This window comes from Streptomyces celluloflavus (assembly GCA_000720995.1).
GTDB classification, from domain to species: domain Bacteria; phylum Actinomycetota; class Actinomycetes; order Streptomycetales; family Streptomycetaceae; genus Streptomyces; species Streptomyces celluloflavus.
Genome location: JOEL01000002.1, coordinates 376615 through 403486 on the forward strand (window position 1 = coordinate 376615; position 26872 = coordinate 403486).

Consider the following 26872-nt stretch of genomic DNA (forward strand, 5'->3'; position numbering starts at 1 on the left):
CGGAGCCGGGTGCGGAAGGCGCAGGTCGGGCGGTACGGCCGGACTCCCGGGGCGGCAGGACGGCGGGACGGGGGGGCAGACCGGCGCCGTTTTCCCACCGCGGCCGGTCCGCCCGGCGGCACCGCACGTCACACCCGCCGCAGCCCGCTCCCCGTGGGCAGCTCCGGCAGCGCCTTGTCGTAGAGCCAGGACTGCAGGAGCGGCCGGACCGCCTGGGCGGTGTGCCGGTCCGCGTGGGTGATGAACGCCTCCGTGTCGCTGGTCCGGCCGCGGTGTGTCTCGTGCCAGGCGCGCAGCATGGGGAAGAAGCGGTCGTCGCCCATGGCCAGCCGCAGCGCGTGCAGGGTGCAGGCGCCGCGGACGTAGACCCGGTTGTCGAAGATATGGCGCGGGCCCGGCTCGGCGAGACAGAGGTCTTGGTCGCGGCGGCCCATCGAGAGGCGCTCGCGGCGGGCGATGGTGTCCGCGTCGTCCTCCCCGAGGTGCTCGGACCACAGCCACTCGGCGTAGGTGGCGAACCCCTCGTTGAGCCAGATGTGCCGCCAGTCGCTGAGGCCGACGCTGTTGCCGTACCACTGGTGGGCCATCTCGTGCGCGACCAGCGTCTCCCAGCCCCGCTTCCCGTCGATGTGGTTGCGGCCGAAGACGGAGAGCGTCTGGTTCTCGACCGGTTCCGCGAGGTCGGCGTCCACCACCACGGCACCGTACGACTCGAAGGGGTACGGGCCGAAGAGCTCGGTGAAGTGCCGCAGCATCTCGGGCTGGCGCCCCAGGTCGTACCGGGCGGCCTCGGCCAGCCGCGGCGGGAAGGCGTTGTGCAGCGAGACGGGCCGGCCGCCGACCGTGGTGACGGACGGCAGATGCTCGTGCTGGAAGCGGCCCGTGTAGAGCGCGGCCAGATAGGAGGACATCGGGCCGGGGTGGTGATAGGTCCACACCTCCGTCCGCCCGTCCTGGCTGCGCTCGTGCAGGGTGCCGTTGGCGAGCGCCTGGTGGCCGCGCGGGACGGTGATACGGAAGGTGTAGGCGGCCTTGTCGTCGGGGCGGTCGTTGCACGGGAACCAGGACGGCGCGCCCAGCGGCTGCGACGCCACCAGCGTCCCGTCGTAGCGGTCGCCGGTACGGTCCCAGCCGATGGAGCCGAACGGCGAACGCAGCGGGCCGGGCCGTCCCCGGTAGCGCACGTCCAGGGTGAACGGCGCCCCGGCGGCGATCCGGCGCGGTGCCTCCAGGAACAGCTTGCCCTGCCGCTGCCGGGTGCGCGCCGCCCGCCCGTCCACCTCGGCGGCGTGCACCGAGAGCCGCGCGAGATCCAGCTCCACCCGGTCCAGCGCGGGGCCGGCCACGGCGTCGATCCGGGCGCGGCCGTCGAGCCGGCCGCTGTCCGGGTCGTAGGACAGGCGCAGATCGTAGGCGACCGTGCGGTGGGCGGCCGTGCCGTGCTGGGGGAAGTACCGGTCGGCGCGGCCGGTGGAGCAGTCGGCCGCGGCGGCCAGCGGGAGCAGGGCGGCGGTCCTGACCAGCGCCCTGCGGGTGCACCAGGTCATGCGGGGCCGCCTCCTTCGACGGCCCCCACCGGAGTGCCGGGCGCACCCACCGCGACCGGGGTGCCGGGCACACCCGCCCCCACCGGAGTGCCATGGGCGCGCACACCCTTGCGCGCACCGTCCGTGGCCCCCGCGATCGGGTTGCCCGCCCATCTCGTCCCGGCGGGGACGCTCTCGCCGCGCATCACCAGCGAGGACGGCCCGATGGAGGCGTGCGCCCCCACGGCGGTACCCGGCAGCGAGATACCGTGCGGGCCCAGCGAGGAGCCCGCCGCGAGGTGGACGGTGTCCAGCCGCATGATCCGGTCGTGGAAGAGATGGGTCTGGAGCACGCAGCCGCGGTTGACGCTGACCCCGTCCCCGAGGGTGATCAGATCCGTCTCCGGCAGCCAGTGCGTCTCGCACCACACCCCGCGGCCGATCCTGGCGCCGAGGCTGCGCAGCCACCAGTTCAGCACGGGTGTACCGGTGAACGCGCGGGTCATCCACGGGACGGCGAGCGATTCGACGAAGGTGTCGTACAGCTCGTTGCGCCATACGAACGAGGACCACAGCGGATGCTCGCCCGCCGTGAAGCGGCCCACCAGCAGCCACTTCGCGGCGGTCGTGGTCAGCGCGGCCACGCCCGCCGCGAGCAGCAGCAGCGGCGCGCCCACCAGGACCGCCAGGCCCGGCCCGCCGGTGTCCAGCGCGCCCTGCTCGGTGAGCAGCACGGCCTCGGTGAGCGCCATCGCGCACATCAGCGGCAGCACCCGGCACAGCTCGACGGCGGCGCGTGCCACCACCAGCCGGCGCGGCGGCTCGAAGGTGCGTCCCACCTCACCGGTCGTCGCCACCCGGGGCAGCGGCAGCGCGGGCCGCCCGAGCCAGGAGGTACCCGGCTCGCTGTGCTCCGGGGCGTCCGACAGCACCCCGATCAGGCTCTCGTCGGGCACCGCGCGGTCCGGCCCCACGATGCCGGAGTTGCCGACGAAGGACCGCCGCCCGATCCGCGCGGTCCCCAGCCGCAGCCAGCCGCCGCGCAGCTCGTACGGAGCGACCAGCGTGTCATCGGCGAGGAAGGCGAAGTCCTCGACGCTCAGCAGGGACGGCAGCGGCAGCACCGTGGAGATCTCGGCGCGCCGGCCGACGCGGGCGCCGAGCAGCCGCAGCCACAGCGGTGTCGCCAGGCTCGCGTAGAGCGGGAAGAGGGTGCCGCGGGCGCCGTCGACGAGACGGGTCACCAGCCAGGCCCGCCAGGCGACCGGGCCGCAGACCGGGTGCATACCGGGCCGGATGCCCCGGCCCAGCAGCCGGACCACGGCGGCGAGCACCACCATCCAGCAGAGTGTGGTGCCGATCGCGATCGCCGGGACGGCGGCGAACAGTCGCAGCGCCGCCTCGGAGAGCGTCGCGCAGTCGCGCACCAGGTAGTAGACGCCGACCAGCGCGGGCAGCGAGGCGAGCAGCGGCAGCGCCGGGAGCCCGGCCAGCGAGAGGGCGTAGGCGGCGCTCCAGCGGCGGGAGCGCTCCGGCCGCGGCGCGGGCCAGCCCTTGCCGGCGATCTGCGCGTACCCCTTGGCGGGGCGGGCTGGCGAGCCGGTCCAGCAGTTCCCCTCGGGCACCACGCCGTCCAGGCAGGCGCCGGGCGCCAGCTCGCCCTCCGGCCCGACCTCGGCACCGGGCATCAGCATGCTCCGGTGGCCGACGCGTGCCCCGGCCCCGATCCGCACGGCGCCGATGTGCAGCGTCTCCCCGTCCAGCCACCAGCCCGCCAGATCGGCCTCCGGCTCGACGCTCGCACCGTCGCCGAACTCGGCCAGCCCGGTCACCGGCGGCATGGCGTGCAGCGCCACGTTCGCCCCCACCCGGCAGCCCAGGGCGCGGGCGTAGCGGCCCGCCCAGGGCGTACCCAGCAGCGCGGGGACGCCGAAGGACGCGACGATCCGCTCGGCGCTCCACAGCCGCAGATGGACCCGGCCGCCGCGCGGATAGCTGCCCGGCACGATGGTGCGGGTCAGCGCGCGGGCGGCCCCGGCGCCGATCAGGAACCGGCCGGGGGCGCTCAGCAGCACCAGCCAGCCGGCGATCACCAGCCACCACGAGGTGTACGGCGCCCACGCCTGCGGCGCCAGCAGGCCGAGCACGTTGTCGGCCGTCATGAGGCCGACCAGCAGCCGCAGCCCCGCGATCGCGAACAGCCCCGTCTGCACGAGGAGTTGGGCGGCCCCGGTGCGCCGCCGCACCGGCCGCACCGGCCGGGCCGGGCCCGCTTCGCCCGCGAGGGAGTCCAGGTGCCCGGCCATGTCCCGCAGCACCGGCTGCCGGTAGAGGTCGGCCACCGACACGCCCGGGTGGTGCGCACGGAGCTCGGAGGCCAGCCGCGCGGCGCTCAGGCTGGTGCCGCCCAGTGCGAAGAAGTCGCTGTCCGCCCCGGGCCGGACGCCGAGCAGCCGCTCCCACAGCTCCGCGAGCCGCGCGGCGCTCCCGGACAGCTCCTCGCCCGGTTCGCTCCCCGCCCCGCCGCCGGCGAGCGCGGGCAGCGGCCAGGGGAGGGCGTCGCGGTCCACCTTGCCCGAGGTGCGGGTGGGCAGCTCCGCGACCTCGGCGAGTACCGGTACCAGTGCGGCGGGCAGCCGGTCCGCGAGCACACCGCGCGCGCGATCCGCCCGGAACCCCGTACCGCCGTCAGCGCCGTTCCCGGTCACCACGTAGCCGACCAGGATCTGGCCGCCGCCCGGTGTGGTGCGGACGGCGGCGGCGGCCCCGCGCACCCCGTCCAGGGCGCTCAGCGCGGCGTCGATCTCGCCGAGCTCGATCCGCCGGCCGCCCAGTTTGACCTGGTCGTCCGCCCGGCCGACGTAGACCAGCCCGGCGCGTTCGGCCCGTACGAGGTCCCCGGTCCGGTAGGCGCGTGCCGCGTCCAGCGCGGCGCAGGGCCGAAACCGGTCCGCGTCCTTGACGGGGTCGAGATAGCGCGCGACGCCCGCGCCCGCGACCACCAGCTCGCCCTCGCAGCCGTAGGGCACCGGCTCGCCCGCGGCGTCGACGACCGCCAGCCGCCAGCCGTCCAGCGGCAGTCCGATGCGTACCGGCAGCCCCGCGGTCATCCGGTCAGCGCACGCCACGACGGTCGTCTCCGTCGGGCCGTAGGTGTTCCACATCTCCCGCCCCGGCGTGGCGAACCGCTCCACGAGCCCGGCCGGGCACGCCTCACCGCCGACGATCAGCAGCCGTACCCGCGCGAGTGCCTCGTCCGGCCAGAGCGCGGCCAGGGTGGGCACCGTGGACACCACGGTGATGCCGCGTTCGATCAGCCAGCCGCCCAGCTCGTGGCCCGCCCGGACGAGCGAGCGCGGCGCGGGCACCAGGCAGGCGCCGTGCCGCCAGGCCAGCCACATCTCCTCGCACGAGGCGTCGAAGGAGACGGACAGCCCCGCGAGGACCCGGTCGCCCGGTCCCAGCGGGCGGTCGCCCTCCTGGAGGAAGAGCCCCGCCTCGGCGTCGACGAACGCCGCGGCCGACCGGTGGCTGACCGCGACGCCCTTGGGGGCGCCGGTCGACCCCGACGTGAAGATGATCCAGGCGTCGTCCTGCGGCCCCGGGGCCTTCCCTGGTGTGCCGCCGCGCGGTTCGCCCCGCGGTGCGAGCCGCCCGTCCGCCCCGATCACGGCGCACACCCCGGCCTCCCGGAACACCGTGGCGGCGCGCTCGTCGGGGTCGTCGGCATCGACCGGGACGTAGGCGGCGCCGCTGCGCAGCACGGCGAGCAGGGACAGATACAGCTCGGCCGTGCCGGAGGGAATGCGGATGCCGACCCGGTCGCCGGGCCCGATGCCGTGCTCCGACAGCCTGCGGGCCCGGCGCGTGACCTCCGCGCTCAGCCCGCGGTAGTCGAGCACCTCGTCCCCGGTGTCGAGGGCGTCGGCGCCGGGGTACGCGGCCGCGGTGGCATCCAGTACGTGGAGCAGGGTCCGGGGCGGGGGAGCGGCCGCCCCGCGGTAGATGCCCACCGCGGGGTGCGGCTCCGGCGGATCACAGGGGGACTCAAGTAGGGACGAAGACATGGGTATGCCTCTGTTCGACGCCAGTGGTACGGATACCCCTCGGATATCCGCCCCTACAGACGACCCCTACCCACGCCGGGTTCGCTATTCGACACTATATCTCCGTCAATCGAACACCTCATTTCGCGCGCCCGAGGGGCCATCAGCCCAGGCCCGCACAGGGATAAGGCGTCTGCACCCTGACCGGCCCATGGGAAAGACTTGACGCGGCCTGTGCGTTGTTTTCGCCGCCAAGGAGGGGAATGCACGGCTTGCGTGGACATGAGGGCAGGCGTGTGGTAATGGGCGTGACAGGAGAGAGTGAGGGTGCGCCAGTACCGTAGCGTGGTACGGGCGTCTCAGGCGGGCCGGGTCGCGCTGCCCAGCAGGGCGACGACGGGCAGCGCCACGAAGCCGTCACCGACCGCGTGCGCGGCGGCCTTGCGGTCGTAGATCCGGCGGACGGCCGCGTACGACGCCGCGTCGAGCCGGGAGACCACCGTGCCGGTCAGCGGAGTGCCCGTCACGAGGTCGGTCCACCACTGGTCCGGATCGACGCGGTGCAGCCAGCTGACCGTCTCGACATCGGCGTCCGCGAACCCGGCGTCCGCCAGCAGCCCGTGGAACGCCGACGGACGGTCCGGTGCGGTGGAGTCGGCCAGGAACGGCCCCGCCTGGGGCACCCCGGCGGGGTACGGCACGCCCGATTCGGCCAGCGCCTCGCCGAACAGCGCGAGCGCGCGCATCGGTTCCTTCTCCCAGCAGGTCAGCGCGAGCCGGCCGCCGGGCGCCAGCACCCGGCGGAGCTCCGCGAGCCCGGCAGCCGGATCGCCGAGGTGGTTGATCACGAAGTTGCCGACGACGGCGGAGAACTCCCCGTCGGGGAAGGGGAGTTCGGTGAGCAGCGCGACCCTGGTGTCGAGGCCGGGGTGGGTCCGTCCGGCGAGTTCGGCCATCTCCGGTGAGGCGTCCACGGCCGTCACCTTCGCCCCGCGCTCCAGCGCCGCCGCCGCGACCGGGCCCGGTCCGCAGCCCGCGTCCAGCACCCGGGTCCCCGCGGTCACCCCCGCGGCGTCCAGCAGCGGTTCGGCCAGCCGGGTGGTCAGCCGCCCGAAGCCCGCCCGGTAGGCGTCGGCGCGGCCGGACCAGCCCGTCCGCTCGAACTCGTCGAACGACTCCGCGTCCCACGTGGTCATGGCCGTCCTCGTCTCTCCTCGGTGGCCCCTCATGGTGCCAGAGGCCCACCGGCGGGGCCGGTGTGTCCGGGCGGGTGTCGGCAACTTCCGGTCGCGGTCCGCGGTGCGCGCCGCACACCTGGGCGGGCCCGTCCGCGGGCGTCCCTAGGACTCCCCGCCGGCCGCCGCCACCGCCTTCGCCCAGCGGTAGTCCGCCTTGCCGCTGGGCGAGCGCCGGATGCGGTCGGTGAAGACGACGGCGCGCGGAATCTTGTACCCGGCCAGGCGGGTCCGGCAGTGGTCCTGGACACCGGCCAGGTCCAACGGCGCCGAACCGGCCCGGAGCTGGACGACGGCCGCCACCCGGCTACCCCACCGCTCGTCCGGAACGCCCGCCACCAGCGCGTCGTAGACGTCCGGATGGGCCTTCAGCGCCTGTTCGACCTCCTCCGGGTAGATCTTCTCGCCGCCGGAGTTGATGCACTGCGAGCCCCGGCCCAGCACGGTGACGATGCCCTCGGCGTCCACGGTCGCCATATCGCCCAGCAGCACCCACCGGTCGCCGTCCGCCTCGAAGAACGTCTCGGCGGTCTTCTGCGGGTCGTTGTAGTAGCCCAGCGGGACGTGCCCGCGCAGCGCGATCCGCCCCGTACCACCGGCCGCGACCGGCTCGTGGGTGGCCGGATCCACCACCGCCGTACGGGAGTTGACCCGCAGCCGGAACCCCTTGTCCGGGCCCGAGTCCTCGGTGGCCGTGCCGTTGAAGCCGGATTCGGAGGAGCCGAAGTTGTTCAGCAGCAGGGCGCCCGGGACCAGTGCGGCGAACTGGTCCCGGACGGTCTCCGAGAGGATCGCGCCGGAGCTGCTGACGCTGAACAGCGAGGAGCAGTCGGTGTCCTTGAGCGGTCCGCCGAGCGCGTCGACGAGCGGGCGCAGCATCGCGTCGCCGACCAGCGAGACGCTGGTGACCCGCTCGCGCGCCACGGTGCGCAGCACGTCCTCGGGCGTGAACTTGCGGTGCAGGACGACCTTCTGGCCGAAGTGGAAGGCGATGAACGCGGTGAGTGTGGAGGTGCCGTGCATCAGCGGGGGAGCGGGGAAGAAGGCGAGGCCGTCACCGCCCGCCGCGACCCGTTCGGCCAGTTCCGCCGGGTGCCCGACCGGCTCACCGGTCGGCGCCCCGCCGCCCATCCCGGAGAAGAACAGGTCCTCGTGGCGCCACACCACGCCCTTGGGCATACCGGTGGTGCCGCCGGTGTAGATGACGATCCGGTCGTCGCCGGAGCGCGGGCCGAAGCCGCGCTCGGGCGATCCGGCGGCTTCCGCGTCCGCGAGCGGGACGGGGACGAGGTGCGGCCCGGCGACACCGGCGGGCGGGGTGCCCACCCGTACGAGGTGCCGCAGCCGCGCGGCCCGGGGCAGGGCGGCGGCGACCCGTTCGGTGAACTCCGCGTCGTAGACCAGGGCGACCAGGTCTGCGTCCCGGTAGAGATAGGCCAATTCGTCCGCCACATAGCGGTAGTTGACGTTGACCGGCACCGCGCGGATCTTCAGGCAGGCGTAGAGGGTCTGGAGGTACTCGACGCCGTTGTAGAGGTGCAGCCCGACGTGCTGACCGGGGGCGACGCCCTGGTCGCGCAGATGGTGGGCGAGGCGGTTGGCGGCCCGGTCCAGCTCCGCGTAGGTGAGCCGGCGCTCGGCGCCGGACCCCGGATGGTCGAGGTACACCAGCGCCTCGCGGCCGGGGACCGTGTCGGCGATCGACTCGAAGAGGTCGGCAAGGTTGTACTCCACGTCTCCTCCAGACCGGGCGGACGTCGGCTTGGCGGTCATTAGAGCGCCGCCGAGAGGCGCAGGGAAGGGCCGTGGCCAAGAAAACTGACTGCCTGTCAGAAAACTCTTGAAGTCGCCGTTCGGCTGCTGCAACCTGTTCTCCGTCTGGAGACGGGAGGACGGCATGAGCGGTACCGAACATCTCACCGTACGGCGCGTCGGCGCGACACTGGTGCTCACCCTCAACCGGCCGGAGGCCAGGAACGCGCTCTCGCTGCCGATGCTGGTGGGCCTGTACGACGGCTGGCTGGCCGCCGACGAGGACGACGCGATCCGCTCCATCGTGCTCACCGGCGCCGGCGGCACCTTCTGCGCCGGGATGGACCTCAAGGCCCTCGCGGGCGACGGGATGACCGGCGAGCGCTACCGCGACCGGCTGCGCGACGACCCCGACCTGCACTGGAAGGCGATGCTGCGCCACCACCGCCCGCGCAAACCCGTGATCGCCGCCGTCGAGGGCCACTGCGTCGCCGGCGGCACCGAGATCCTCCAGGGCACCGACATCCGGGTGGCCGGGGAGAGCGCCGTCTTCGGGCTCTTCGAGGTCCGGCGCGGCCTCTTCCCCATCGGCGGCTCCACCGTCCGCCTCGCCCGCCAGATCCCCCGCACCCACGCCCTGGAAATGCTGCTCACCGGACGCCCCTACCCGGCGCGCGAAGCCGAACGCATCGGCCTGATCGGCCATGTCGTACCCGACGGCACCGCACTGGAGAAGGCCCTGGAGATCGCCGAGCAGATCAACGCCTGCGGCCCGCTGGCCGTCGAAGCCGTCAAGGCGTCCGTCTACGAGACGGCGGAGCTGCCCGAGACCGAAGGGCTCAAGGCCGAACTGGAGCGCGGCTGGCCGGTCTTCGCCACCGCCGACGCGAAGGAGGGCTCCCTCGCCTTCACCCAGAAGCGCCCACCCGTCTTCCGGCGCGCCTGACCCGAGGAGTTCCGCATGGCCGAAATCCGCACGGCGCCGCTCGTGGTGGAGTTCCCCTTCACCCGCTCGCTGGGCCCCGTCCAGAGCGCCTTCCTCACCGGACTGCGCGAGCGCACCGTCCTCGGCGTCCGCGCGGGCGACGGACGGGTGATCGTCCCGCCCGCCGAATACGACCCGGTCACCGCCGAGGAGATCCGCGACCTGGTCGAGGTCGGCTCGGCCGGCACCGTCACCACCTGGGCCTGGAACCCCGCCCCGCGCCGCGGCCAGCCGCTCGCCACCCCCTTCGCCTGGGTCCTGGTCCGGCTCGACGGCGCCGACACCGCGCTGCTGCACGCCCTGGACGTCCCCGGCCCGGAGTCCGTACACACCGGCCTGCGGGTCCGCATCCGCTGGGCCGCCGAACGCACCGGCGCGATCACCGACATCGCCTGCTTCACCCCGTACGACGGACCGGGGAGCGGCGCCGAACCGGCCGCGCACAGCGGGGAGTTCGCCGACCCTGTCACCGGCATCACCACCCCCGCCCGCCTCGACTACACCTACGCACCCGGCCGCGCCCAGTCCCGCTACCTCCGGGCGCTCGCCGGACGCAAGACCATCGGCGAGCGCTGCCCCTCCTGCCGCAAGGTCTATGTGCCGCCCCGCGGCGCCTGCCCCACCTGCGGTATCGCCACCGACACCCAGGTCGAGGTCGGCCCCCGCGGCACCGTCACCACCTACTGCATCGTCAACATCAAGGCCCGGAACCTCGACATCGAGGTCCCCTACGTCTACGCCCACATCGCCCTGGACGGCGCCGGTCTGGCCCTGCACGCGCGCATCGGCGGCATCTCCTACGACGAGGTCAGGATGGGCCTGCGCGTCGAACCGGTATGGACCGGCGACGGCACCTTCCCCGACCACTACCGCCCCACCGGCGAACCCGACGCTCCCTACGACAGCTACAAGGAGCTGATCTGATGCGCGAGGTCGCCATCGTCGCCTTCGGACAGAGTGACCACGTCCGCGACAGCGCGCAGACCTCCGAGGTCGAGATGCTGATGCCGGTGCTGCACGACGTCCTGCGCCGCACCGGCCTGCGCACCCGCGACATCGGCTTCACCTGCTCCGGCTCCAGCGACTACCTCGCCGGCCGCGCCTTCTCCTTCACCATGGCCCTGGACGGCGTCGGCGCCTGGCCGCCGATCTCCGAATCCCATGTCGAGACGGACGGCGCCTGGGCCCTGTACGAGGCATGGGTCAAGCTCCTCACCGGCGAGGCGGACACCGCGCTGGTCTACGCGTACGGCAAGTCCTCCCCGGGCGACCTCCGCGAGGTGCTCACCCGCCAGCTCGACCCCTACTACCTGGCCCCGCTGTGGCCCGACTCCGTCGCGCTCGCCGCCCTCCAGGCCCAGGCCCTGATCGACGCCGGACGGACCGACGAGGCGGAACTGGCCGCCATCGCCGACCGCGACCGCACCGCCGCCGCGGCCCACCCGCACGCACAGCGGCGCGGCCCGCGCCCGGCCGGCGAGTACGTCGTCGCGCCGCTGCGCACCGGCGACTGCCCGCCCATCGGCGACGGCGCGGCCGCGGTGATCCTCGCCGCCGGCGACACCGCCCGCCGGCTGGCCGCCGCGCAGGGCCGCCGCCCGGCCTGGATCCGCGGCCTCGACCACCGCATCGAGGCCCACAGCTTGGGCGTGCGCGACCTCACCGACTCCCCGTCCACCCGGCTCGCCGCCGAACGCGCCGGCGTCTTCCGGCGCCCCGTCGACACCGCCGAACTGCACGCCCCCTTCACCTCCCAGGAGGTCGTCCTGCGGGACGCGCTCGCCCTCGACGACACGGTACGGATCAACCCCTCGGGCGGCGCCCAGGCCGCCAACCCCGTCATGGCCACCGGACTGATCCGCCTCGGCGAGGCCGCCGACCGCATCCAGCGCGGCGACTCCGACCGCGCCCTCGCGCACGCCACCTCGGGGCCGTGCCTGCAACAGAACCTGGTCGCCGTCCTGGAGGGGGAGGCATGAGCAAGGAACCCGTGGCCGTCACCGGTATCGGCCAGACCGCGCACGCCGCCGCCCGCCGCGATGTCTCCCTCGCCGGACTCGTCCGCGAGGCCGCCCGCCGCGCCCTGGACGACGCCCGGCTGGAATGGGCGGACATCGACGCCGTGGTCATCGGCAAGGCCCCCGACTTCTTCGAGGGGGTGATGATGCCCGAGCTGTATCTCGCCGACGCGCTGGGCGCCGTCGGCAAACCGATGCTGCGGGTGCACACCGCCGGTTCGGTCGGCGGCTCCACCGCCCTGGTCGCCGCGAACCTCGTCGCCGCCCGGATCCACCGCACCGTCCTCACCCTCGCCTTCGAGAAGCAGTCCGAGTCCAACGCCATGTGGGGGCTCTCCCTGCCGATCCCCTTCCAGCAGCCGCTGCTGGCCGGCGCCGGCGGATTCTTCGCCCCGCATGTGCGCGCGTACATCCGGCGCAGCGGCGCCCCGGACACCATCGGCTCCCTGGTCGCCTACAAGGACCGCCGCAATGCCCTGAAGAACCCCTACGCGCATCTGCACGAACACGACCTCACCCTGGAGCAGGTCCAGGCGTCTCCGATGCTCTGGGACCCGATCCGCTACTCCGAGACCTGCCCGTCCTCCGACGGCGCCTGCGCGATGATCCTCACCGACCGGGCCGGGGCCGCCCGCGCACCCCACCCGCCCGCCTGGGTGCACGGCGGCGCGATGCGCAGCGAACCCACCCTCTTCGCCGGCAAGGACTCCGTCTCACCGCAGGCCGGCAAGGACTGCGCGGCCGACGTCTACCGGCAGGCGGGCATCACCGACCCGCGCCGGGAGATCGACGCGGTGGAGATGTACGTGCCCTTCAGCTGGTACGAGCCGATGTGGCTGGAGAACCTGGGCTTCGCCGCCGAGGGGGAGGGCTGGAAACTCACCGAGTCCGGCGTCACGGGACTCGACGGCGACCTCCCCGTCAACCCCTCCGGCGGCGTCCTGTCCACCAACCCCATCGGCGCCTCCGGGATGCTCCGCTTCGCGGAGGCCGCCCTCCAGGTCCGCGGCCAGGCCGGCGACCACCAGATCGACGGCGCCAGACGGGCGTTGGGACACGCCTACGGAGGCGGCGCACAGTTCTTCTCGATGTGGCTGGTCGGCACCGAACCCCCGCCCGGTTGACCTGCCCGAGCGGGCGCGGGCGCACCGCGCGCCTCGCCCGCGAGGCCGGCCGCCGCCGATGCCGGGAGCGGCGCACCCCGGTCTGCGGCAAGGGCGCCCGCCCGGCCCGTCGCCGAGCCCCTCGCCGCGCCCGGGTGCCCGCGGCGGGCGGACCGACAGGTCCTAGAGTGGCGGTCATGACAGGTGAGCGTGATCTCCGGGTGCTGCTGAGCGGTATGCGGCCCGAGCTGAACGAAGGCCGCTACGTCTTCACGACCGTGGCCGGCCGGATCCCCGACGGCCTGCGGCCCGTGGTGACCGTCGCCGAACCGGAAGGCACCACGCTGGTCCTCCGCCAGGAGGCGGCCGACCGTGCGGGCCTGGCGTACGGCTACGTCGCCGGCTGGATCACCCTGCGGGTGCACTCGGCGCTGGACGCCGTCGGCCTGACCGCCGCCGTCGCCGCCGAACTCGCCACCGCCGGACTGAGCTGCAATGTCGTGGCGGGCTTCCACCACGACCACCTCTTCGTCCCGTACGACGCGGCCGACGCGGCGCTCCGCCGCCTCGTCGCGCTCGCCGACCGGAGCTGAGCGGCCCGGTCCGGGGCCGGGTCCGCCGCGCGGGGAGCCCCGGACGGCCGCGCCCGCCACGCCGTCGTGTGCCGCGGCCCCGGGGCCCGGCCGGTCCCACCCCGACGTCCGCGCGGCGGGTCCGGCCGGGCCACGTACGATGGCGGCATGTCCTTCCTCCGCCGCCGCAGCGCAGCCACGCCCGCCGGGCCTGACTTCGACGTCCTCGCCATGGACCCCGGGGACTGGCCGGGCAACCTCGGAGCCGGGCTGCTGCCCGCCCCCGACGGCAGCTGCCAGGGCGTCTTCCTCCGCTACGACCTGTTCGGCGGCCGTGGCCCCGCGATGATCATCGGCAATCTGCCGGAGGGCTCCCCGGCCCGCGACCTCGACGAGGACCAGGTGCCCTTCGAGGTGGCCCAGCTCCTCGCGGCCCTCGGCAACGACGAGCCGGTGGTGGTCGTCGAGCGCGAGGACACCCCCGTGATGCACGAGGACAACCTGCTCATCGTCAAGCGCATCAAATGCTCCGAGAGCCGCATCTCCTGTGCCCAGTTCGACCGCAGCGACGGCGTACTGGTCACCATCGCCAGCTGGGACCGGCCGATCACCGACGACCTCTACGCCCTGCTCAAGCCGCTGCCCGCGGAGCTCTTCCAGCAGGGCTGAGCGCCGCGCGGTCATCCGTCGCGCCCGGTGGACGGAGTGCCGTCCACCGGGCGCGACGTGTTTCCGTCACCCGGGCGGCGCTACCGGTCCGACGGCCGGACGTCCACGTCGGCCGCCCGCACATAGCCGACGCGGTGCCCGAGCTGGATCTCGTAGTACGCGTCCTTGCCGCGCACGACCGCGTGCTCGCCGACGTCGAAGGACTTGGCGTAGAAGTAGTCGCCCGTCAGCCGCTGACCCACGGCGTACCGCTGGCCGGCGGCCAGTTTGTACGGCAGCGGGGTGACGTTCTGGACCGGCACCCCGGCCGGGTAGGCGGCCTTCTCCGGGTACGCCACCCCGTAGACCGGGATGTCGGACCGGCCGGCCTTGGGCGTCGCGATCAGGCCCTTCGCGTTCACCGCCGTCGGCTGGTGGCGCGGGTTGTGGAACCACGCCCGTTGGCCGAGGTACCAGATCGCCGTCCAGTCGCCGGAGCGGCCCGCCACCGCGAACCGCTGCCCCGTCGTGGCGCGGGCGCCGGTGTCGTTGACGTCGGCCGTCGAATCGCTGCCGTCCGGGTGCAGCCCGGCGTCCTTGACGAGCGGGGCGTCCTCGCGCGGCGCGGTGTGCAGCCGGACCGCGGCGGAGCCGTGCGCCGCGCAGGGCTCACCGCCCTTCTCGCAGCCGGTGTAGACCGGCTCGTTCCGGTCGTAGTCGGGGCGGATGGTGACCAGACCGCCGTGCGGGCCCGCGGTGGGTGTGAAGGGCTTGCCCAGCAGCGCGAAGTAGTGGCCCCAGTCCCAGTACGGGCCGGGGTCGGTGTGCATACCGGGGACCGTGGACGGCGAGGTGGCGGGCACGTTGTCGTGGCCCAGGATGTGCTGGCGGTCCAGCGGTACGTCGTACTTGCGGCTCAGGTACTTCACCAGCCGGGCCGACGTGCGGTACATCGCCTCCGTGTACCAGGCGTCGGGCGCGGTCAGGAAGCCCTCGTGCTCGATGCCCACGGAGTGCGAGTTGGTGTACCAGTTGCCCGCGTGCCAGGCGACGTCCCTGGTCGGGACGTGCTGGGCGATCAGACCGTCCGAGGAGCGGACCGTGTAGTTCCACGACACATACGTCGGGTCCTTGATCAGTTTCAGCGTCGTCTCCCAGGACCCCTCGGTGTCGTGGATGACGATGGTGTCGACGCGCAGGTCCGCGGGGCGGTCCGCCCGGTCGTGGTTGCCGTAGTCGTTGTCGCCGAACCGCGAGTACGGCGCCGGAACCGACTCGCAGGCGACGCTCGACGGGCACTCCGGCATGGCGGTCCCGGCCGGGGCGGACGCCTGGACGGCGGTAATGGCGGGGCCCGCAGAGATACGTTTCTGCTGCGTACGGTCGGGAACCAGCGAGGGCGCGGCGGCCAGCGTGATCCGCTGCCCCGCGTCGGTGGTCCGGGTCTGGCCGTGGCGGAGCAGGTCGTACACCTCGTCGGCGAAGACCGTGCCGCCCTGTCCGCTGTCCTCGCCGGCGTAGCGCGCCACCGCGGCGTACCACTCGGCCGGGTCGGTGCTGCCGGGGAGCCCCAGCGCGCGCTGCTCGGCGGCGAGCAGCGCGGCACCGCCGAGCACATTCGCGGCGGGGTCGGTGCGCAGCTTCTCGGCGGGCAGCCCGGTCAGCCGCGCCGCGGTCGGCAACGTCCGCAGTCGGGCGGGGAGTTCGGCGGGCAGGGCGGCCAGCCGTGCCGTGGGCGCCGTCGCACGGGTGCCGCTACCGTCACCGCGGGCGCCGGCCCGCCGGGCGTCCGTCGCGTCCGCGCCATACTCCGGCTCGCGCGCCAGCGCCGTCCGGGCGTCGGTCAGATGCATGGGCCCGTAGCCGCCGGAGACGCTCGGCGCGCCGCCGTGGCCGTCCCAGCGGGACTCCAGGTACGAGACGCCGAGCAGCACACTGCGCGGCACCTGGAAACGGGCGGCGGCGTCGGTGAAGGCCCGCTGCAAGGCGGCGTCCGCCCGGGTCTGCCCGACGGGCGCGGCGGAGACCAGCGGCACCATCAGCGCCGCGGTGGCGACGGCGGTGGCGGACCTGCGCAAGGTGGGGCGGACAGTTCTCTTCGTGTCAATCGGGGCGGATTCTCGCAAAAGAGCCTCCTCAAAGCCGGCCCGAGCCGGGACGGTGTGGCGGGTGGTGCGTGAACGGCCGTGCGGGGCGGGACCGGACCCGCGGTCAGGCCCTAGGGGTACCCCTTTGCCGACGCCCCGTCAATGACCGTGCAGGATTGGGATTTCGCATGTCAGAGCATGTCCCGGGGAGCTTTCCCGCTGCGGGCTCCCGGCCTGCGGCGCGTCAGTGGAATGGACCAATGTCCGGGCTCCGGCGCGGATCACGAATCTGCGGCGGAGGACACCGGAGGGTCCGGTTCCGCGCATCCGGGGAGCGGAGACGGGAGCGATACGGCGCGGATACGGAAAGCCGGGCGCGCCGGTGGGCCGAGACGGCTGGGCGGAGACGGGTGAGCGGCGCGCCCGGATCGGGCGCGCCGCTCACCCGTCTCCGCCGGCGGTCAGCGCGTGCCGACCGCCGCCCGCACCGCACGCCGCGCCATCTGGCAGTCGTCGTGCAGCCGGCGCAGGAGCAGTCGCTGCTCCTCGCCCGCCGCGGGTGCCCCGGGCTGTCCCGGACCCGGTGTCCCCGTCGGCGCGGGCTCGCGCATGGTCCGCTGGACCGCGGTTTCGTAGCGCCGGATCTCGCGGGTCAGCACCAGCATCAGATTCACCAGGAAGGCGTCCCGCGAGGCCGGCCCCGCGGCCTGTGCCAGCTGGCTGATCTGACGGCGGGCCACCGGCGCGTCACCGAGCACCGACCAGAGCGTCGCCAGGTCGTAGCCCGGCAGATACCAGCCCGCGTTGTCCCAGTCCAGGAGCACCGGACCCGCGGGGGAGAGCAGGACGTTGTTGAGCAGCGCGTCGCCGTGGCAGAACTGGCCCTGGGTGTGCGACAGACCGCGCAGTAGCTTCTGGAGGTCGCCCAGATCCCGGTCGGTGAGCAGCCCGAGGTCGTGATAGCGGCCGATGCGGTCCGCGTAGTCCAGCGGGGCGTCGAACAGTCCGGCCTGCGGACGCCAGAGGTTGACCCGGCAGATCGCGCCGAGCGCGGCCCTGACGTCCGCGCGCGCGGGCGCCTCGGACGGATGCCGCTGCACGGCGGCGACCCGGCCCGGCATGCGCTCCACGACCAGGGTGCAGTTGTCGGGGTCGGCGGCCACCAGCCGCGGTACCCGCACCGGCGGACGGTGCCGGACGAACGCGCGATAGGCGACTATTTCCTGCCGGAACCGCTCAACCCAGGCCGGGGAATGGTCCAGTAAGCACTTCGCGACCGCGGTCGTACGGCCCGTGGTGCCCACCAGGAGAACGGACCTGCCGCCCCGGCGCAGCACCTTGACCGGGTTGAACTCCGGGCAGATGCGGTGCACCGAGGCGACGGCGGCGCGCAGCTGGGCACCCTGTGGGCCGGACAAGTCGAGTCTCCCGCTGAGCGGTTGGGTGCCCGTCCCCTGCGCCCGCCGGGTGTGGCCGCCGGACAGGCCGTTGACCGCCCCCGCGGCAGCGGCGGGGGCGAGATACGGCCCGCTGCCTGCGGTGTGCGGCCGGTACGGCCGGGTGGGGGCGGTCACGGCGGACGATGCTGCGTACATGGGTGAGACAGATCCCTTCGTGCGCCGACGAATTGCGTGCGCGCCCCCGGCCCGGCGGTGGGAACCCGGTGAAGGGTCCCGTGCAGAAGGCCGATCCAGGGCCCCTGCGCAGGGCTCGCACCCTGGGGAATGCGGTCCCGCCACGGGGCCGGGGGCTGCACACCTACAGAACACTCGGGCGCGGGTGGCAGACCATCTGGCGCACCCTGGCGAACCCTGGCGAATGGTCGCCGCGCATGTCACGGGCCGTTACTGTCAACTCAGTCGAGGAACCTGGGGGCTTGACGTGAACAGGGAGCCGAACACCCGTCTCGCGGACCTTTTCGGCCTGGCGGGCTGGTCCAAGGGAGAACTGGCGAGACTGGTCAACCGGCAGGCGGCGGCCATGGGGCATCCGCAGCTGGCGACCGACACCTCGCGAGTGCGGCGCTGGATCGATACGGGGGAGACCCCGCGCGATCCGGTGCCCAAGGTCCTGGCATCCCTGTTCACCGAGCGACTCGGCCGTGTCGTAACCATCGAGGACCTCGGGTTCGCAAGAACCGGCCGCGCGGGGAAACGGCAGGCCACGGACGGTCTGCCGTGGGCACCCGAGCGGACCGCCGCGGTCCTCACGGAATTCACGGGAATGGACCTCATGCTCAACCGACGCGGCTTGGTGGGCGCGGGCGCTGCGCTCGCCGCAGGCTCCGCACTCACCGGCGCCATGCACGACTGGTTGCACACCGACCCGGCCACCTCGGCCGCCCCCTCCCACGACCCGTTCGCCGCCGGCTCGGCCGGCCGGCGCGATCAGCTCGACCAGATCGGCCTCGACCGCTACGAGGCGGCCCCCGTGGGGTCGCAGGAGATCGACGCGCTGGAGCACTCGGTGGAGGTGTTCCGCGCCTGGGACGCGGCCCGCGGCGGCGGGTTGCAGCGCAAGGCCGTGGTGGGCCAGCTCAACGAGGTCGGTGGCATGCTCGCCTACCGCCACCCCGACCATCTGCAACGCAGACTCTGGGCAGTGGCGGCCAATCTGGCGGTGCTGGCCGGCTGGATGTCCCACGACGTGGGCCTGGAGTCCACCGCCCAGAAGTACTTCGTCATCGCCGCCCACGCGGCGCGCGAGGGCGGCGACCGGCCGCGCGCCGGGGAGGCGCTCTCCCGCGCCGCCCGCCAGATGGTCCATCTGGGCCGCCCGGACGACGCGCTGGATCTGATGAAGCTGGCCAAGTCCGGTTCCGGTGCGGAGAATCTGCCGCGCACCCGCGCCATGCTGTACACCATCGAGGCATGGGCGCAGGCGTCCAAGGGCCACGGCCAGGCGATGCGCCGCACCCTGGGCGAGGCGGAGGAGCTCTTCGTCTCGGACAAGGCCGATGCGCCGCGGCCCAGTTGGATGCAGAATTTCGACGAGGCGGATCTGCACGGCATGCAGGCGCTGGCCTTCCGTACGCTCGCCGACCACGATCCGTCGGTCGCCGGGCTGGCCCAGCACCACGCCAAGCAGGCGCTCCGGCTGCGGGGGAGCGGCCACCAGCGGTCGCAGATCTTCGACTACCTCTCGATGGCCTCGGCGTGCTTCATCGGTGACGATCCCGAACAGGGCGACCGGTACGCACGGTTGGCGCTGGCCACCATCGGTGAGAACTCCTCCCACCGCACCTGGGACCGGCTGCGCGAGATGTTCCGGCTCACCGGGCAGTACGCGAACTCCGCCGAGATCCGGGCGCTGCGCGAGGAAATCCAGCAGGTCATGCCGAAGGAGAAGGCCAAGGGCAAGGCCCGGGAGAAGGAGGCGGGACCGGTACCGGAGTGGGGACCGGCGCTGGGCGGCCTCTCGGTGTGACGGGGTGACACCACCCACCCCGCCACCCGGTCCGTTACCCCCACCCGGTATCAGATCGGCCGACATCCGGCCGACAGGTCCGCCCGCCGTCCGCGCGCGGTGCGTCAGGCGCCGACTCTGGCGATCAGCACACAGGCGTCGTGCTCGCGCTCGGCGCTGCCGAACTCCTCCAGGACGATACGGACACCGTCCTGCGCACTGCGCGCCGCGGCGAACCGCGGCGCCAGCGCGAGCAGCCGCTCGGCACCCTCATGGGCGGTGTCCGCGTGGTGCGTACGGCGCGGCGCGAGTCCGTCGGTGTGCAGGACGAGCAGATCGCCGGGGGCCAGCTGCTCGGTGCGCTGGGTGTACACCGCGCCCGTCGTGGCGCCGAGCAGCACCCCCTCGGGCGGGTCCAGCGCGCGCCCCGTACCGCCGCGGAAGAGCAGCGGTGCGGGGTGCCCGGCCTGGGCCCACTCCAGCAGACGGGTGGCGGGGTCGAAGCGGCAGCACACCGCGCTGCCCAGGGCGGGCTGGGCAGCGGTGTCGAGGAGCTGGTTGAGGAATCCCATCAGCGGCCCCGGCCGTTGGCCCGCGACGGCCATCCCGCGCAGCGCGCCGAGCACCATCGCCATCCCGGAGGTGGCGGTGACGCCGTGCCCGGTGAGATCACCGACACTTAACAGTGTGTTGCCGTCCGGCAGTTGCAGGGCGTCGTACCAGTCGCCGCCGATCAGCGCCCGGGTGCCGGCGGGGAGGTAGTGCCCGGCGAGGTCGAGGGCGGCCGGGCCGCTCTGCGGGAACTGGAGGGAGCCGCGCCAGGGCGGCAGCACGGCCTGCTGGAGCTCGACCGCGAGCCGGTGCTCGGTCTGCGCGATATGCCGTTGGCGCTGCAGCGATTCGCGGGTCTCGGCCACCGCCTGCTGGCTGCGCCGCAGCGCGCTGACGTCCCGCAGCACGGCCCACATGCAGGCGGTACCGCCGTCGGCGTCGAGGACCGGCTCGCCCACCATGTGCACCGTGCGGACGCTCGCGTCGGAGCGGACGATGCGGAACTCGCCGTCGATCGGCCGGCCGTCCACCAGACAGTTGGTGACCATCGTCGTCAGTCCCTCCTGGTCCTCGGCGAGGACCAGGGAGGGCAGCTCGTCCAGGGTCAGCGGACCGTCGGACGGTTCCCTGCCGAACATCGCGAAGAGCTCATCGGACCAGCTCACCTCGTCCGTGAGCAGATTCCACTCGGCGCTGCCCACCCGGCGCAGCAGCGAGCCGCGCTCGTGCGGTTCGGGCTCGGGCGGGGCCGCCGGCGGCTCGGCGTCCGCGACCCCGCCGTCCGCGGTGTCGGCCGGCAGGCCCTCCCGCAGCTGGCCGAGGTGGCCGTCGAGGTCGTCGAGGTGGTGGACGGCGAGATCGCACAGGGCCCGCTGCCAGCGCTGCTGCGGGTCGGCGGGGGCGTCGGCGGACGATGCCTCCCGGCGGACGGCGTCGAGGCCACCGCGCAGCCGGCGGGCCTGCGTGATGAGTGCCTCCAGCGATTCACGCTCGGGCGGCTGGGCGGCGTGGTGGTCCGCGAAGCGAGGGGACGGCATGACGTACTCCGTGATCAGGCGGCGCCGGGGCCAGGTCTGACAGAAGGGCCGGTCACGACTGTTGCACAGGCTGCGACTGTCCGTAAGGGATTTGGCGGTACCCGTTACGGTGGTGCACCCGGCATATGCCCCCGGCCTCCCTGGGGCAACCCAGGGCCGAATCGGCGGAATGACCGCTTCCAAGCTAGGCTGCGCCCGCCGCAGGCAGTCACGCCCCCCGACCCACGGTGGGAACGATGCATACGGCCCGCGGTCACCGGCAAGAATGCCGGTCGGCGGAAATCCCGTTGCCAGCCTGTCCCCCGCACCGGATGCTGACCTCATGTTCGATCCAGACATAGCGCCCAGTGGCACCTTGCTCGGCCTCCTTCAGCGAGGCCGCGGCGACGGTACCCTGCATGCCCTCGCGGCGCCGCGGGCCGAGGCGCTCGCGGCACTCAACGACAGTGTGCTGCGTGACCCCCGCCGCGACTGGCAGGTGGAGAACCGCTCGCTCTACTACGCGCGCCTCTACATGCAGCTCGACGGCGGGCTCGAAGAGATCGAACGGCACCTCTTCCACCCCGACGACCTCATCGACACCGCCGAGGAGCGCACCGGCCTCGCCCTCGCCGTCCTGGGCCACCTCGCCTCGTACGGCCGGGACGCCGCGCGCCTGCTGCTGCGCAGCTACGCCGCGGTCGGCAGCAACTGGCGCTGGGCCCTGGACGAGCTGGCGCTGCGCGACGACGACGCCGGGCTGATGGGCCTCGCCCCCGCCGTCCTCGCCCGCTTCCCCGAGACCGAGGAAGGGGAGGCCACGCTGGCCACCGCCGTCCGCGACGCCTTCGAGCCGCGGCCCTGGCGGCTGTGGGCCGAGGACGCCCGGTACGCCGGACGGCTGGCCGCCGCCGGGGAGCAGGGCTCCTTCGACCGCTGGCAGCGGCAGCTGCGGCCCCGCGGACCGCGCCCCGGCTGGAGCGTCACCGAGGTGCTGGAGTGGGCCCAGCAGGGCCTCGACCTGCACCCCGAGGAACACCGGCACGCCGCGGCCGCCCGCTGCCTGGCCGCCGTCGCGGGGCCCGAGGACCGCCCCGAACTGCTGCGGGCCGCGCGCGGCGGACCGGACGCCGCCCGCGCCGCCGCCCTGCACCACCTCGCCGAACGCGGCGACCCGGACGTCCTCGGCCTGATCGAGGAGGTGGCCGTCGACCCGCTGACCGCGGAGCCGCTGACCGCCGCCGCGCTGGCCTCCTTCGAGCGGATGCGCAGTGTCCAGGCCGTCGACCGGGCCCGGGTCTGGGCCCGGCGCGAGGACCGGCTGGGCGCGTCCGCCGCCGCGATGCTCGCCCGGCGCGGCGGGCAGCGCGATGCCGCACTGGTGCTGGCCGCGCTGCGCAGGACCGTACGCGCCGAGGGCCCGGACGCGGGCGGGCTGTGGGAGCTGGTCGACGGGGCGGGCCGCCTCGGTGTCGGCTGCGCCGCCCCCGTCCTGCGCCACGTCTACCGCGAGACCTCCTCCTCGCATCTGCGCGGCCGGGCCGCCGGGGCGCTCGCCGCCACCGACCCCGGTTTCGCGGCGGGTTTCGCCGTCGAATGCCTGTGGGACTGCGAGGAGACCACCCGGGAACTGGCCGCCCGGCACGCCGCGACCGGTGATGCCCGGGTCGTCGAACAACTCCGCCGCCTCGCCGCCGACCCGGCCGAGGAAGCCGAGGTCCAGACGGCCGTGCGCAGCAGATTCGGGCCGGACGCGTCAGCGGTGTGACGAGGGCGTCAGTGGGGTGCGACGCGTGGTGGAGTGCACGGTCCGCGCTGTCCACACACCGCACGTAGTGCTACGCGCGGTGTGAGCCGAAAGGACCCGCCCGCGCCGCCGGGACGGACGCCGGGGCACCGGATCCCGTGCCCGCCGCACGCCGCGCCGGGCACCCCGCCGAGGTCGTGCGCGGTGCCCGGCCCGCCCCGGGCCGGTGCCCAGCACCTGCCCGGTCGCCCCGTCGGCGGCATGCGCGATATCAGGCCCGTCCCACCACCGTCGCGGTGTGCGGCCCGCTACCGTCCCCCGGGCCGGACCGGCGCGCTCCCTCCTCCCGTACCCGCCCCGGTGGCGGGCCGGCCGAGGCGGCACCGGGAGGCGGTGGACGACCGGCCCCGGGCGGTTTCCGGGGGCGTGTGCACCAGCCGGACGGTGGTTGCCGGCGGAGGCGCGAGACGGGGGTCCGGCGGGCCATCCGGTGCCCGTCCGTCAGGGCGGTGCGCTGTCACAATGGCCGGATGACGGGACGCTGGGAGTTCTGGATCGACCGTGGTGGCACGTTCACGGACGTCGTCGGCAGGCGGCCGGACGGGCGGCTGGTCACCGGCAAACTGCTCTCGCACCACCCCGAGCGCTATCGGGACGCCGCGGTGGCCGGTATCCGGATGCTGCTCGGTCTCGGCCCCGATGAGCCGGTCCCCGCCGACCGGGTCTCCGTCGTCAAGATGGGCACCACGGTCGCCACCAACGCCCTGCTGGAGCGCACCGGCGAACCGACCGTGCTGCTCACCACCGAGGGGTTCCGGGACGCGCTGCGGATCGCCTACCAGAACCGGCCGCGGATCTTCGACCGGCGGATCGTGCTGCCCGAGGCGCTGTACGACCGGGTGATCGAGGTGCCGGAGCGGGTCGACGCGCACGGCGCGGTCGTCCGGCCGCTGGACACCGGTGCCGTCCGCCGGGCGCTGCGCCGGGCCCGCGCGGACGGGCTGCGCAGCGCGGCCGTCGTCCTGCTGCACGGCTACCGGTACACCGCGCACGAGCGGGCCGTCGCCGAGCTCGCCCGAGAGGCCGGGTTCGCGCAGGTGAGCTGTTCGCACGAGGTCAGCCCGCTGATGAAGCTGGTGCCGCGCGGGGACACCACCGTCGTCGATGCCTATCTCTCGCCGATCCTGCGCCGGTACGTCGACGAGATCGCGGCCCAACTCCCCGGTATCCGGCTGATGTTCATGCAGTCCAACGGCGGGCTGCGGCAGGCCGCGCACTTCCGCGGCAAGGATGCGGTGCTCTCCGGCCCGGCGGGCGGCGTCGTCGGCATGGTCCGCAGCGCCGCCGAGGCCGGGCCGGGCCACGGCCGGGTGATCGGCTTCGACATGGGCGGCACCTCCACCGATGTGTCGCACTACGCGGGCGAGTTCGAGCGGGTCTTCGGCAACGAGGTCGCCGGTGTGCGGATGCGGGCCCCGATGATGAACATCCACACCGTCGCGGCGGGCGGCGGCTCGGTGCTGCACTTCGACGGGCGCCGCTACCGGGTCGGCCCCGACTCGGCCGGCGCGGTACCGGGACCGGCCTGCTACCGCCGCGGCGGCCCGCTGACCGTCACGGACGCCAATGTGATGCTCGGCCGCGTGCAGCCCGGCCATTTTCCGGCGGTGTTCGGGCCAACCGGCGACCAGCCGCTGGACGCCGGGACCGTACGGACCCGGTTCGCGGAGCTGGCCGGGCGCGCCGCGGCCGCCCTGGGGGACGACCGCGGCCCCGAGGACGTCGCCGCCGGCTTCCTGGACATCGCGGTGCTGAACATGGCCAACGCCGTCAAGAAGATCTCCGTCCAGCGCGGCCACGACATCACCCGCTACGCGCTGACCAGCTTCGGTGGCGCGGGCGGCCAGCACGCCTGCGCGGTCGCCGACGCGCTGGGCATCGGCACGGTCCTCGTCCCGCCGCTGGCCGGGGTGCTCTCCGCGTACGGCATCGGGGTCGCCGACGCCACCGCGATGCGCGAACAGGCCGTGGAGTGCGAGCTCACCGACGAGGCGTCCGCCGACCGGGTGCGGGAGGTCTGCGCCGAGCTCGCCGGACAGACCCGGCGCGAGCTCCTGGCCGAGGGGGTGCCGGACGCCTCCCTCACCACCCGGGCGCGGGTGCTGATCCGCTACGCCGGGACGGACTCCACCATCGGCGTACCGCTGGCCGACGCCGCCACCATGACCCGGGACTTCCGCCGGGCGCACCGGGCCCGCTACGCCTTCACGATGGACAAGCCCCTGGTGGCCGAGGCGGTGTCGGTCGAGGCGACCGGCGCGGCAGGCGGCGCCGCCGGCCACGAGGCCGCCCTGCCGCCCCGGGAGGGGGAGCTGCGGCCCGCCGCGACGGTGCGGATGTACGCCCAGGGGCGCTGGCAGGACACCGGGCTCTACCGGCGCGCCGAACTGCGCCCCGGCGACACCCTCACCGGCCCGGCGATCATCGCCGAGGAGGACGCGACGACGGTCGTCGACCCTGGCTGGCGGGCGGCCGCGGGCGACCGCGGGCACCTCCTGCTGACCCGGGCCCGGCCGCGCACCGGCCGGACCGCGGCCGGCACCGGCGCCGACGCCGTGCTGCTGGAGGTCTTCAACAGCCTCTTCATGGCCGTCGCCGAGCAGATGGGCGTCCGCCTGGAGAACACCGCGCACTCCGTCAACATCAAGGAGCGTCTCGACTTCTCCTGCGCGCTCTTCGACGCCGACGGCAATCTGATCGCCAACGCCCCGCACATCCCGGTGCACCTGGGGTCGATGGGGGAGTCCATCAAGGAGGTGCTGCGGCGCCGCGCGGGGGAGCTGCGGCCCGGCGATGTGTACGCGGTCAACGATCCGTACCACGGCGGCACCCACCTCCCGGACGTCACCGTCGTCACACCGGTCTTCGGCACGGCGGCGGGGGTGGCCGCCACGGGCGGTACGGAGCTGCTCTTCCTGGTGGCCTCCCGCGGCCATCACGCGGAGATCGGCGGCATCACCCCGGGCTCGATGCCCGCCTTCAGCCGCACCATCCAGGAGGAGGGCATCCTCTTCGACAACTGGCTGCTGGTACGCGACGGCGTGCTGCGCGAACGCGAGACCCGCGCACTGCTCGCGGGCGGCCCGTACCCCTCGCGCGCGCCGGAAGCCAACATCGCCGATCTGCGGGCCCAGATCGCCGCGAACGAGAAGGGCATCCAGGAACTGCGCCGGATGACCGAGGAGTTCGGGCTCGATGTCGTACGGGCCTATATGCGGCACGTCCAGGACAATGCCGAGGAGTCGGTGCGGCGGATCATCGCGGGGCTGTCGGACGGCTCCTGCCGCTACGAGACCGACAGCGGGGCGCGGATCCAGGTGGCGCTGACCGTCGACCGGAGCGCCCGCGGCGCGGTGCTGGACTTCGCCGGCACCTCACCCCAGCTGCCCGGCAACGCGAACGCGCCCAGCTCGGTGGTGATGGCGGCCGTCCTGTACGTCTTCCGGACGCTCGTCGCCGAGGACATCCCGCTCAACAGCGGCTGCCTCAAGCCCGTCGAGGTCCGTATCCCGGAGGGCTCGATGCTCGCTCCGGTCTTCCCCGCGGCCACCGTCGCGGGCAATGTCGAGACCTCCCAGGCGGTCACCGGCGCGCTCTACGCGGCGCTGGGCGTCCAGGCCGAGGGCTCCGGCACCATGAACAACCTGACCTTCGGCAACGACCGGGTGCAGTACTACGAGACGGTGGCGAGCGGCTCGGGCGCGGGCGACGGCTTCGACGGCGCGGACGCCGTGCAGACCCATATGACCAACTCCCGGCTGACCGACCCGGAGGTGCTGGAGTGGCGCTACCCGGTCCGGGTGGACAGCTTCGCGATCCGCCCCGGCAGCGGCGGCGCGGGCCGGTGGCACGGCGGCTGCGGCGTCGAGCGCCGGCTGCGTTTCCTGGCGCCGATGACGCTGGCCCTGCTCACCAACCACCGGCGCATCGCCCCGTACGGCATGGCGGGCGGCGCCCCCGGCGCGCTGGGCGCCAACTCCGTCGAACGTGCCGACGGTGCGACCGAGCCGCTGCGGGGCTGCGACGCGGCGTCGGTCGGCGTGGACGATGTGCTGGTGATGCGGACACCGGGGGGCGGCGGGTACGGGGCGGCGGAGCCGGTACAGGAGTGAGCGGGCCG

Annotated in this window: 16 protein-coding genes; 9 read left to right on the forward strand and 7 right to left on the reverse strand. The window is 74.1% G+C overall.

What is annotated here, in order from left to right:
• Positions 1–128: 128 nt before the first annotated feature.
• The 4 genes from IH09_RS03270 to IH09_RS03285 form a co-directional block, all read right to left on the reverse strand.
• Positions 129–1547 (reverse strand): M1 family metallopeptidase, encoded by a 1419-nt coding sequence (locus IH09_RS03270; protein WP_052853717.1) that lies wholly within the window; start codon positions 1545–1547, stop codon positions 129–131.
• Positions 1544–5593, reverse strand: coding sequence for a Pls/PosA family non-ribosomal peptide synthetase (locus IH09_RS03275; protein ID WP_110952033.1), 4050 nt, complete (start codon positions 5591–5593; stop codon positions 1544–1546). Before IH09_RS03275 ends, IH09_RS03270 begins: the two co-directional genes overlap by 4 nt.
• Positions 5594–5931: 338 nt before the next feature.
• Positions 5932–6768, reverse strand: coding sequence for a class I SAM-dependent methyltransferase (locus tag IH09_RS03280; RefSeq protein WP_052853718.1), 837 nt, complete (start codon positions 6766–6768; stop codon positions 5932–5934).
• A 144-nt stretch (positions 6769–6912) separates the two neighbouring features.
• Entirely contained in the window at positions 6913–8541 is a 1629-nt protein-coding gene (locus tag IH09_RS03285; RefSeq protein ID WP_052853719.1) for an AMP-binding protein, read from the reverse strand.
• Positions 8542–8704: 163 nt separating this feature from the next.
• On the opposite strand from IH09_RS03285, the gene IH09_RS03290 reads away from it, so the two are divergent.
• The 6 genes from IH09_RS03290 to IH09_RS03315 all read left to right on the forward strand — a co-directional run bounded on the left by IH09_RS03290 (position 8705) and on the right by IH09_RS03315 (position 13906).
• On the forward strand, positions 8705–9505 hold the full coding sequence (locus IH09_RS03290) for a crotonase/enoyl-CoA hydratase family protein (RefSeq protein ID WP_052853828.1): 801 nt from the start codon (positions 8705–8707) through the stop codon (positions 9503–9505).
• A gap of 15 nt (positions 9506–9520) precedes the next feature.
• Positions 9521–10468 (forward strand): Zn-ribbon domain-containing OB-fold protein, encoded by a 948-nt coding sequence (locus IH09_RS03295; RefSeq protein ID WP_052853720.1) that lies wholly within the window; start codon positions 9521–9523, stop codon positions 10466–10468.
• Complete coding sequence (locus tag IH09_RS03300; protein WP_052853721.1) at positions 10468–11523, forward strand: thiolase domain-containing protein; 1056 nt, start codon at positions 10468–10470, stop codon at positions 11521–11523. The genes IH09_RS03295 and IH09_RS03300 overlap by 1 nt, the downstream gene beginning before the upstream one ends.
• Entirely contained in the window at positions 11520–12686 is a 1167-nt protein-coding gene (locus tag IH09_RS03305) for a thiolase domain-containing protein (RefSeq protein WP_052853722.1), read from the forward strand. Before IH09_RS03300 ends, IH09_RS03305 begins: the two co-directional genes overlap by 4 nt.
• Before the next feature lie 176 nt (positions 12687–12862).
• Complete coding sequence (locus tag IH09_RS03310; protein ID WP_052853829.1) at positions 12863–13258, forward strand: ACT domain-containing protein; 396 nt, start codon at positions 12863–12865, stop codon at positions 13256–13258.
• Between the two features lie 147 nt (positions 13259–13405).
• Positions 13406–13906 (forward strand): hypothetical protein, encoded by a 501-nt coding sequence (locus IH09_RS03315; RefSeq protein WP_052853723.1) that lies wholly within the window; start codon positions 13406–13408, stop codon positions 13904–13906.
• 80 nt (positions 13907–13986) lie between these two features.
• Here IH09_RS03315 and IH09_RS03320 read toward each other — a convergent pair whose 3' ends face one another.
• Both IH09_RS03320 and IH09_RS03325 read right to left on the reverse strand, forming a co-directional pair.
• Positions 13987–16011: an N-acetylmuramoyl-L-alanine amidase gene (locus IH09_RS03320; protein WP_052853724.1), complete on the reverse strand. Its 2025-nt coding sequence runs from the start codon at positions 16009–16011 to the stop codon at positions 13987–13989.
• Between the two features lie 422 nt (positions 16012–16433).
• Positions 16434–17567: an aminoglycoside phosphotransferase family protein gene (locus IH09_RS03325; RefSeq protein ID WP_052853725.1), complete on the reverse strand. Its 1134-nt coding sequence runs from the start codon at positions 17565–17567 to the stop codon at positions 16434–16436.
• Positions 17568–17853: 286 nt separating this feature from the next.
• Here IH09_RS03325 and IH09_RS03330 point away from each other — a divergent pair, with 286 nt between their 5' ends.
• Positions 17854–19398, forward strand: a complete 1545-nt coding sequence (locus IH09_RS03330) for a DNA-binding protein NsdB (protein ID WP_052853726.1) — start codon at positions 17854–17856, stop codon at positions 19396–19398.
• Positions 19399–19502: 104 nt separating this feature from the next.
• Here IH09_RS03330 and IH09_RS03335 read toward each other — a convergent pair whose 3' ends face one another.
• Positions 19503–20966 (reverse strand): PP2C family protein-serine/threonine phosphatase, encoded by a 1464-nt coding sequence (locus IH09_RS03335; RefSeq protein ID WP_052853727.1) that lies wholly within the window; start codon positions 20964–20966, stop codon positions 19503–19505.
• A 322-nt stretch (positions 20967–21288) separates the two neighbouring features.
• Between IH09_RS03335 and IH09_RS03340 the strand changes: the two genes are divergently transcribed.
• Both IH09_RS03340 and IH09_RS03345 read left to right on the forward strand, forming a co-directional pair.
• The gene (locus IH09_RS03340; protein WP_052853728.1) at positions 21289–22713 is read left to right on the forward strand and encodes a hypothetical protein; all 1425 of its coding nucleotides are present in this window, start codon (positions 21289–21291) and stop codon (positions 22711–22713) included.
• 509 nt (positions 22714–23222) lie between these two features.
• The gene (locus tag IH09_RS03345; RefSeq protein ID WP_052853729.1) at positions 23223–26864 is read left to right on the forward strand and encodes a hydantoinase B/oxoprolinase family protein; all 3642 of its coding nucleotides are present in this window, start codon (positions 23223–23225) and stop codon (positions 26862–26864) included.
• Positions 26865–26872 lie beyond the last annotated feature (8 nt).

What these genes read in the sequence shown, in the direction of transcription:
- IH09_RS03270 (WP_052853717.1), bottom strand. Translation starts at nt 1,547, where the DNA reads ATGACCTGGTGCACCCGCAGGGCGCTGGTCAGGACCGCCGCCCTGCTC.
- IH09_RS03275 (WP_110952033.1), bottom strand. Translation starts at nt 5,593, where the DNA reads ATGTCTTCGTCCCTACTTGAGTCCCCCTGTGATCCGCCGGAGCCGCAC.
- IH09_RS03280 (WP_052853718.1), bottom strand. Translation starts at nt 6,768, where the DNA reads ATGACCACGTGGGACGCGGAGTCGTTCGACGAGTTCGAGCGGACGGGC.
- IH09_RS03290 (WP_052853828.1), top strand. Translation starts at nt 8,705, where the DNA reads ATGAGCGGTACCGAACATCTCACCGTACGGCGCGTCGGCGCGACACTG.
- IH09_RS03295 (WP_052853720.1), top strand. Translation starts at nt 9,521, where the DNA reads ATGGCCGAAATCCGCACGGCGCCGCTCGTGGTGGAGTTCCCCTTCACC.
- IH09_RS03300 (WP_052853721.1), top strand. Translation starts at nt 10,468, where the DNA reads ATGCGCGAGGTCGCCATCGTCGCCTTCGGACAGAGTGACCACGTCCGC.
- IH09_RS03305 (WP_052853722.1), top strand. Translation starts at nt 11,520, where the DNA reads ATGAGCAAGGAACCCGTGGCCGTCACCGGTATCGGCCAGACCGCGCAC.
- IH09_RS03310 (WP_052853829.1), top strand. Translation starts at nt 12,863, where the DNA reads ATGACAGGTGAGCGTGATCTCCGGGTGCTGCTGAGCGGTATGCGGCCC.
- IH09_RS03315 (WP_052853723.1), top strand. Translation starts at nt 13,406, where the DNA reads ATGTCCTTCCTCCGCCGCCGCAGCGCAGCCACGCCCGCCGGGCCTGAC.
- IH09_RS03325 (WP_052853725.1), bottom strand. Translation starts at nt 17,567, where the DNA reads ATGTACGCAGCATCGTCCGCCGTGACCGCCCCCACCCGGCCGTACCGG.
- IH09_RS03335 (WP_052853727.1), bottom strand. Translation starts at nt 20,966, where the DNA reads ATGCCGTCCCCTCGCTTCGCGGACCACCACGCCGCCCAGCCGCCCGAG.
- IH09_RS03340 (WP_052853728.1), top strand. Translation starts at nt 21,289, where the DNA reads ATGTTCGATCCAGACATAGCGCCCAGTGGCACCTTGCTCGGCCTCCTT.
- IH09_RS03345 (WP_052853729.1), top strand. Translation starts at nt 23,223, where the DNA reads ATGACGGGACGCTGGGAGTTCTGGATCGACCGTGGTGGCACGTTCACG.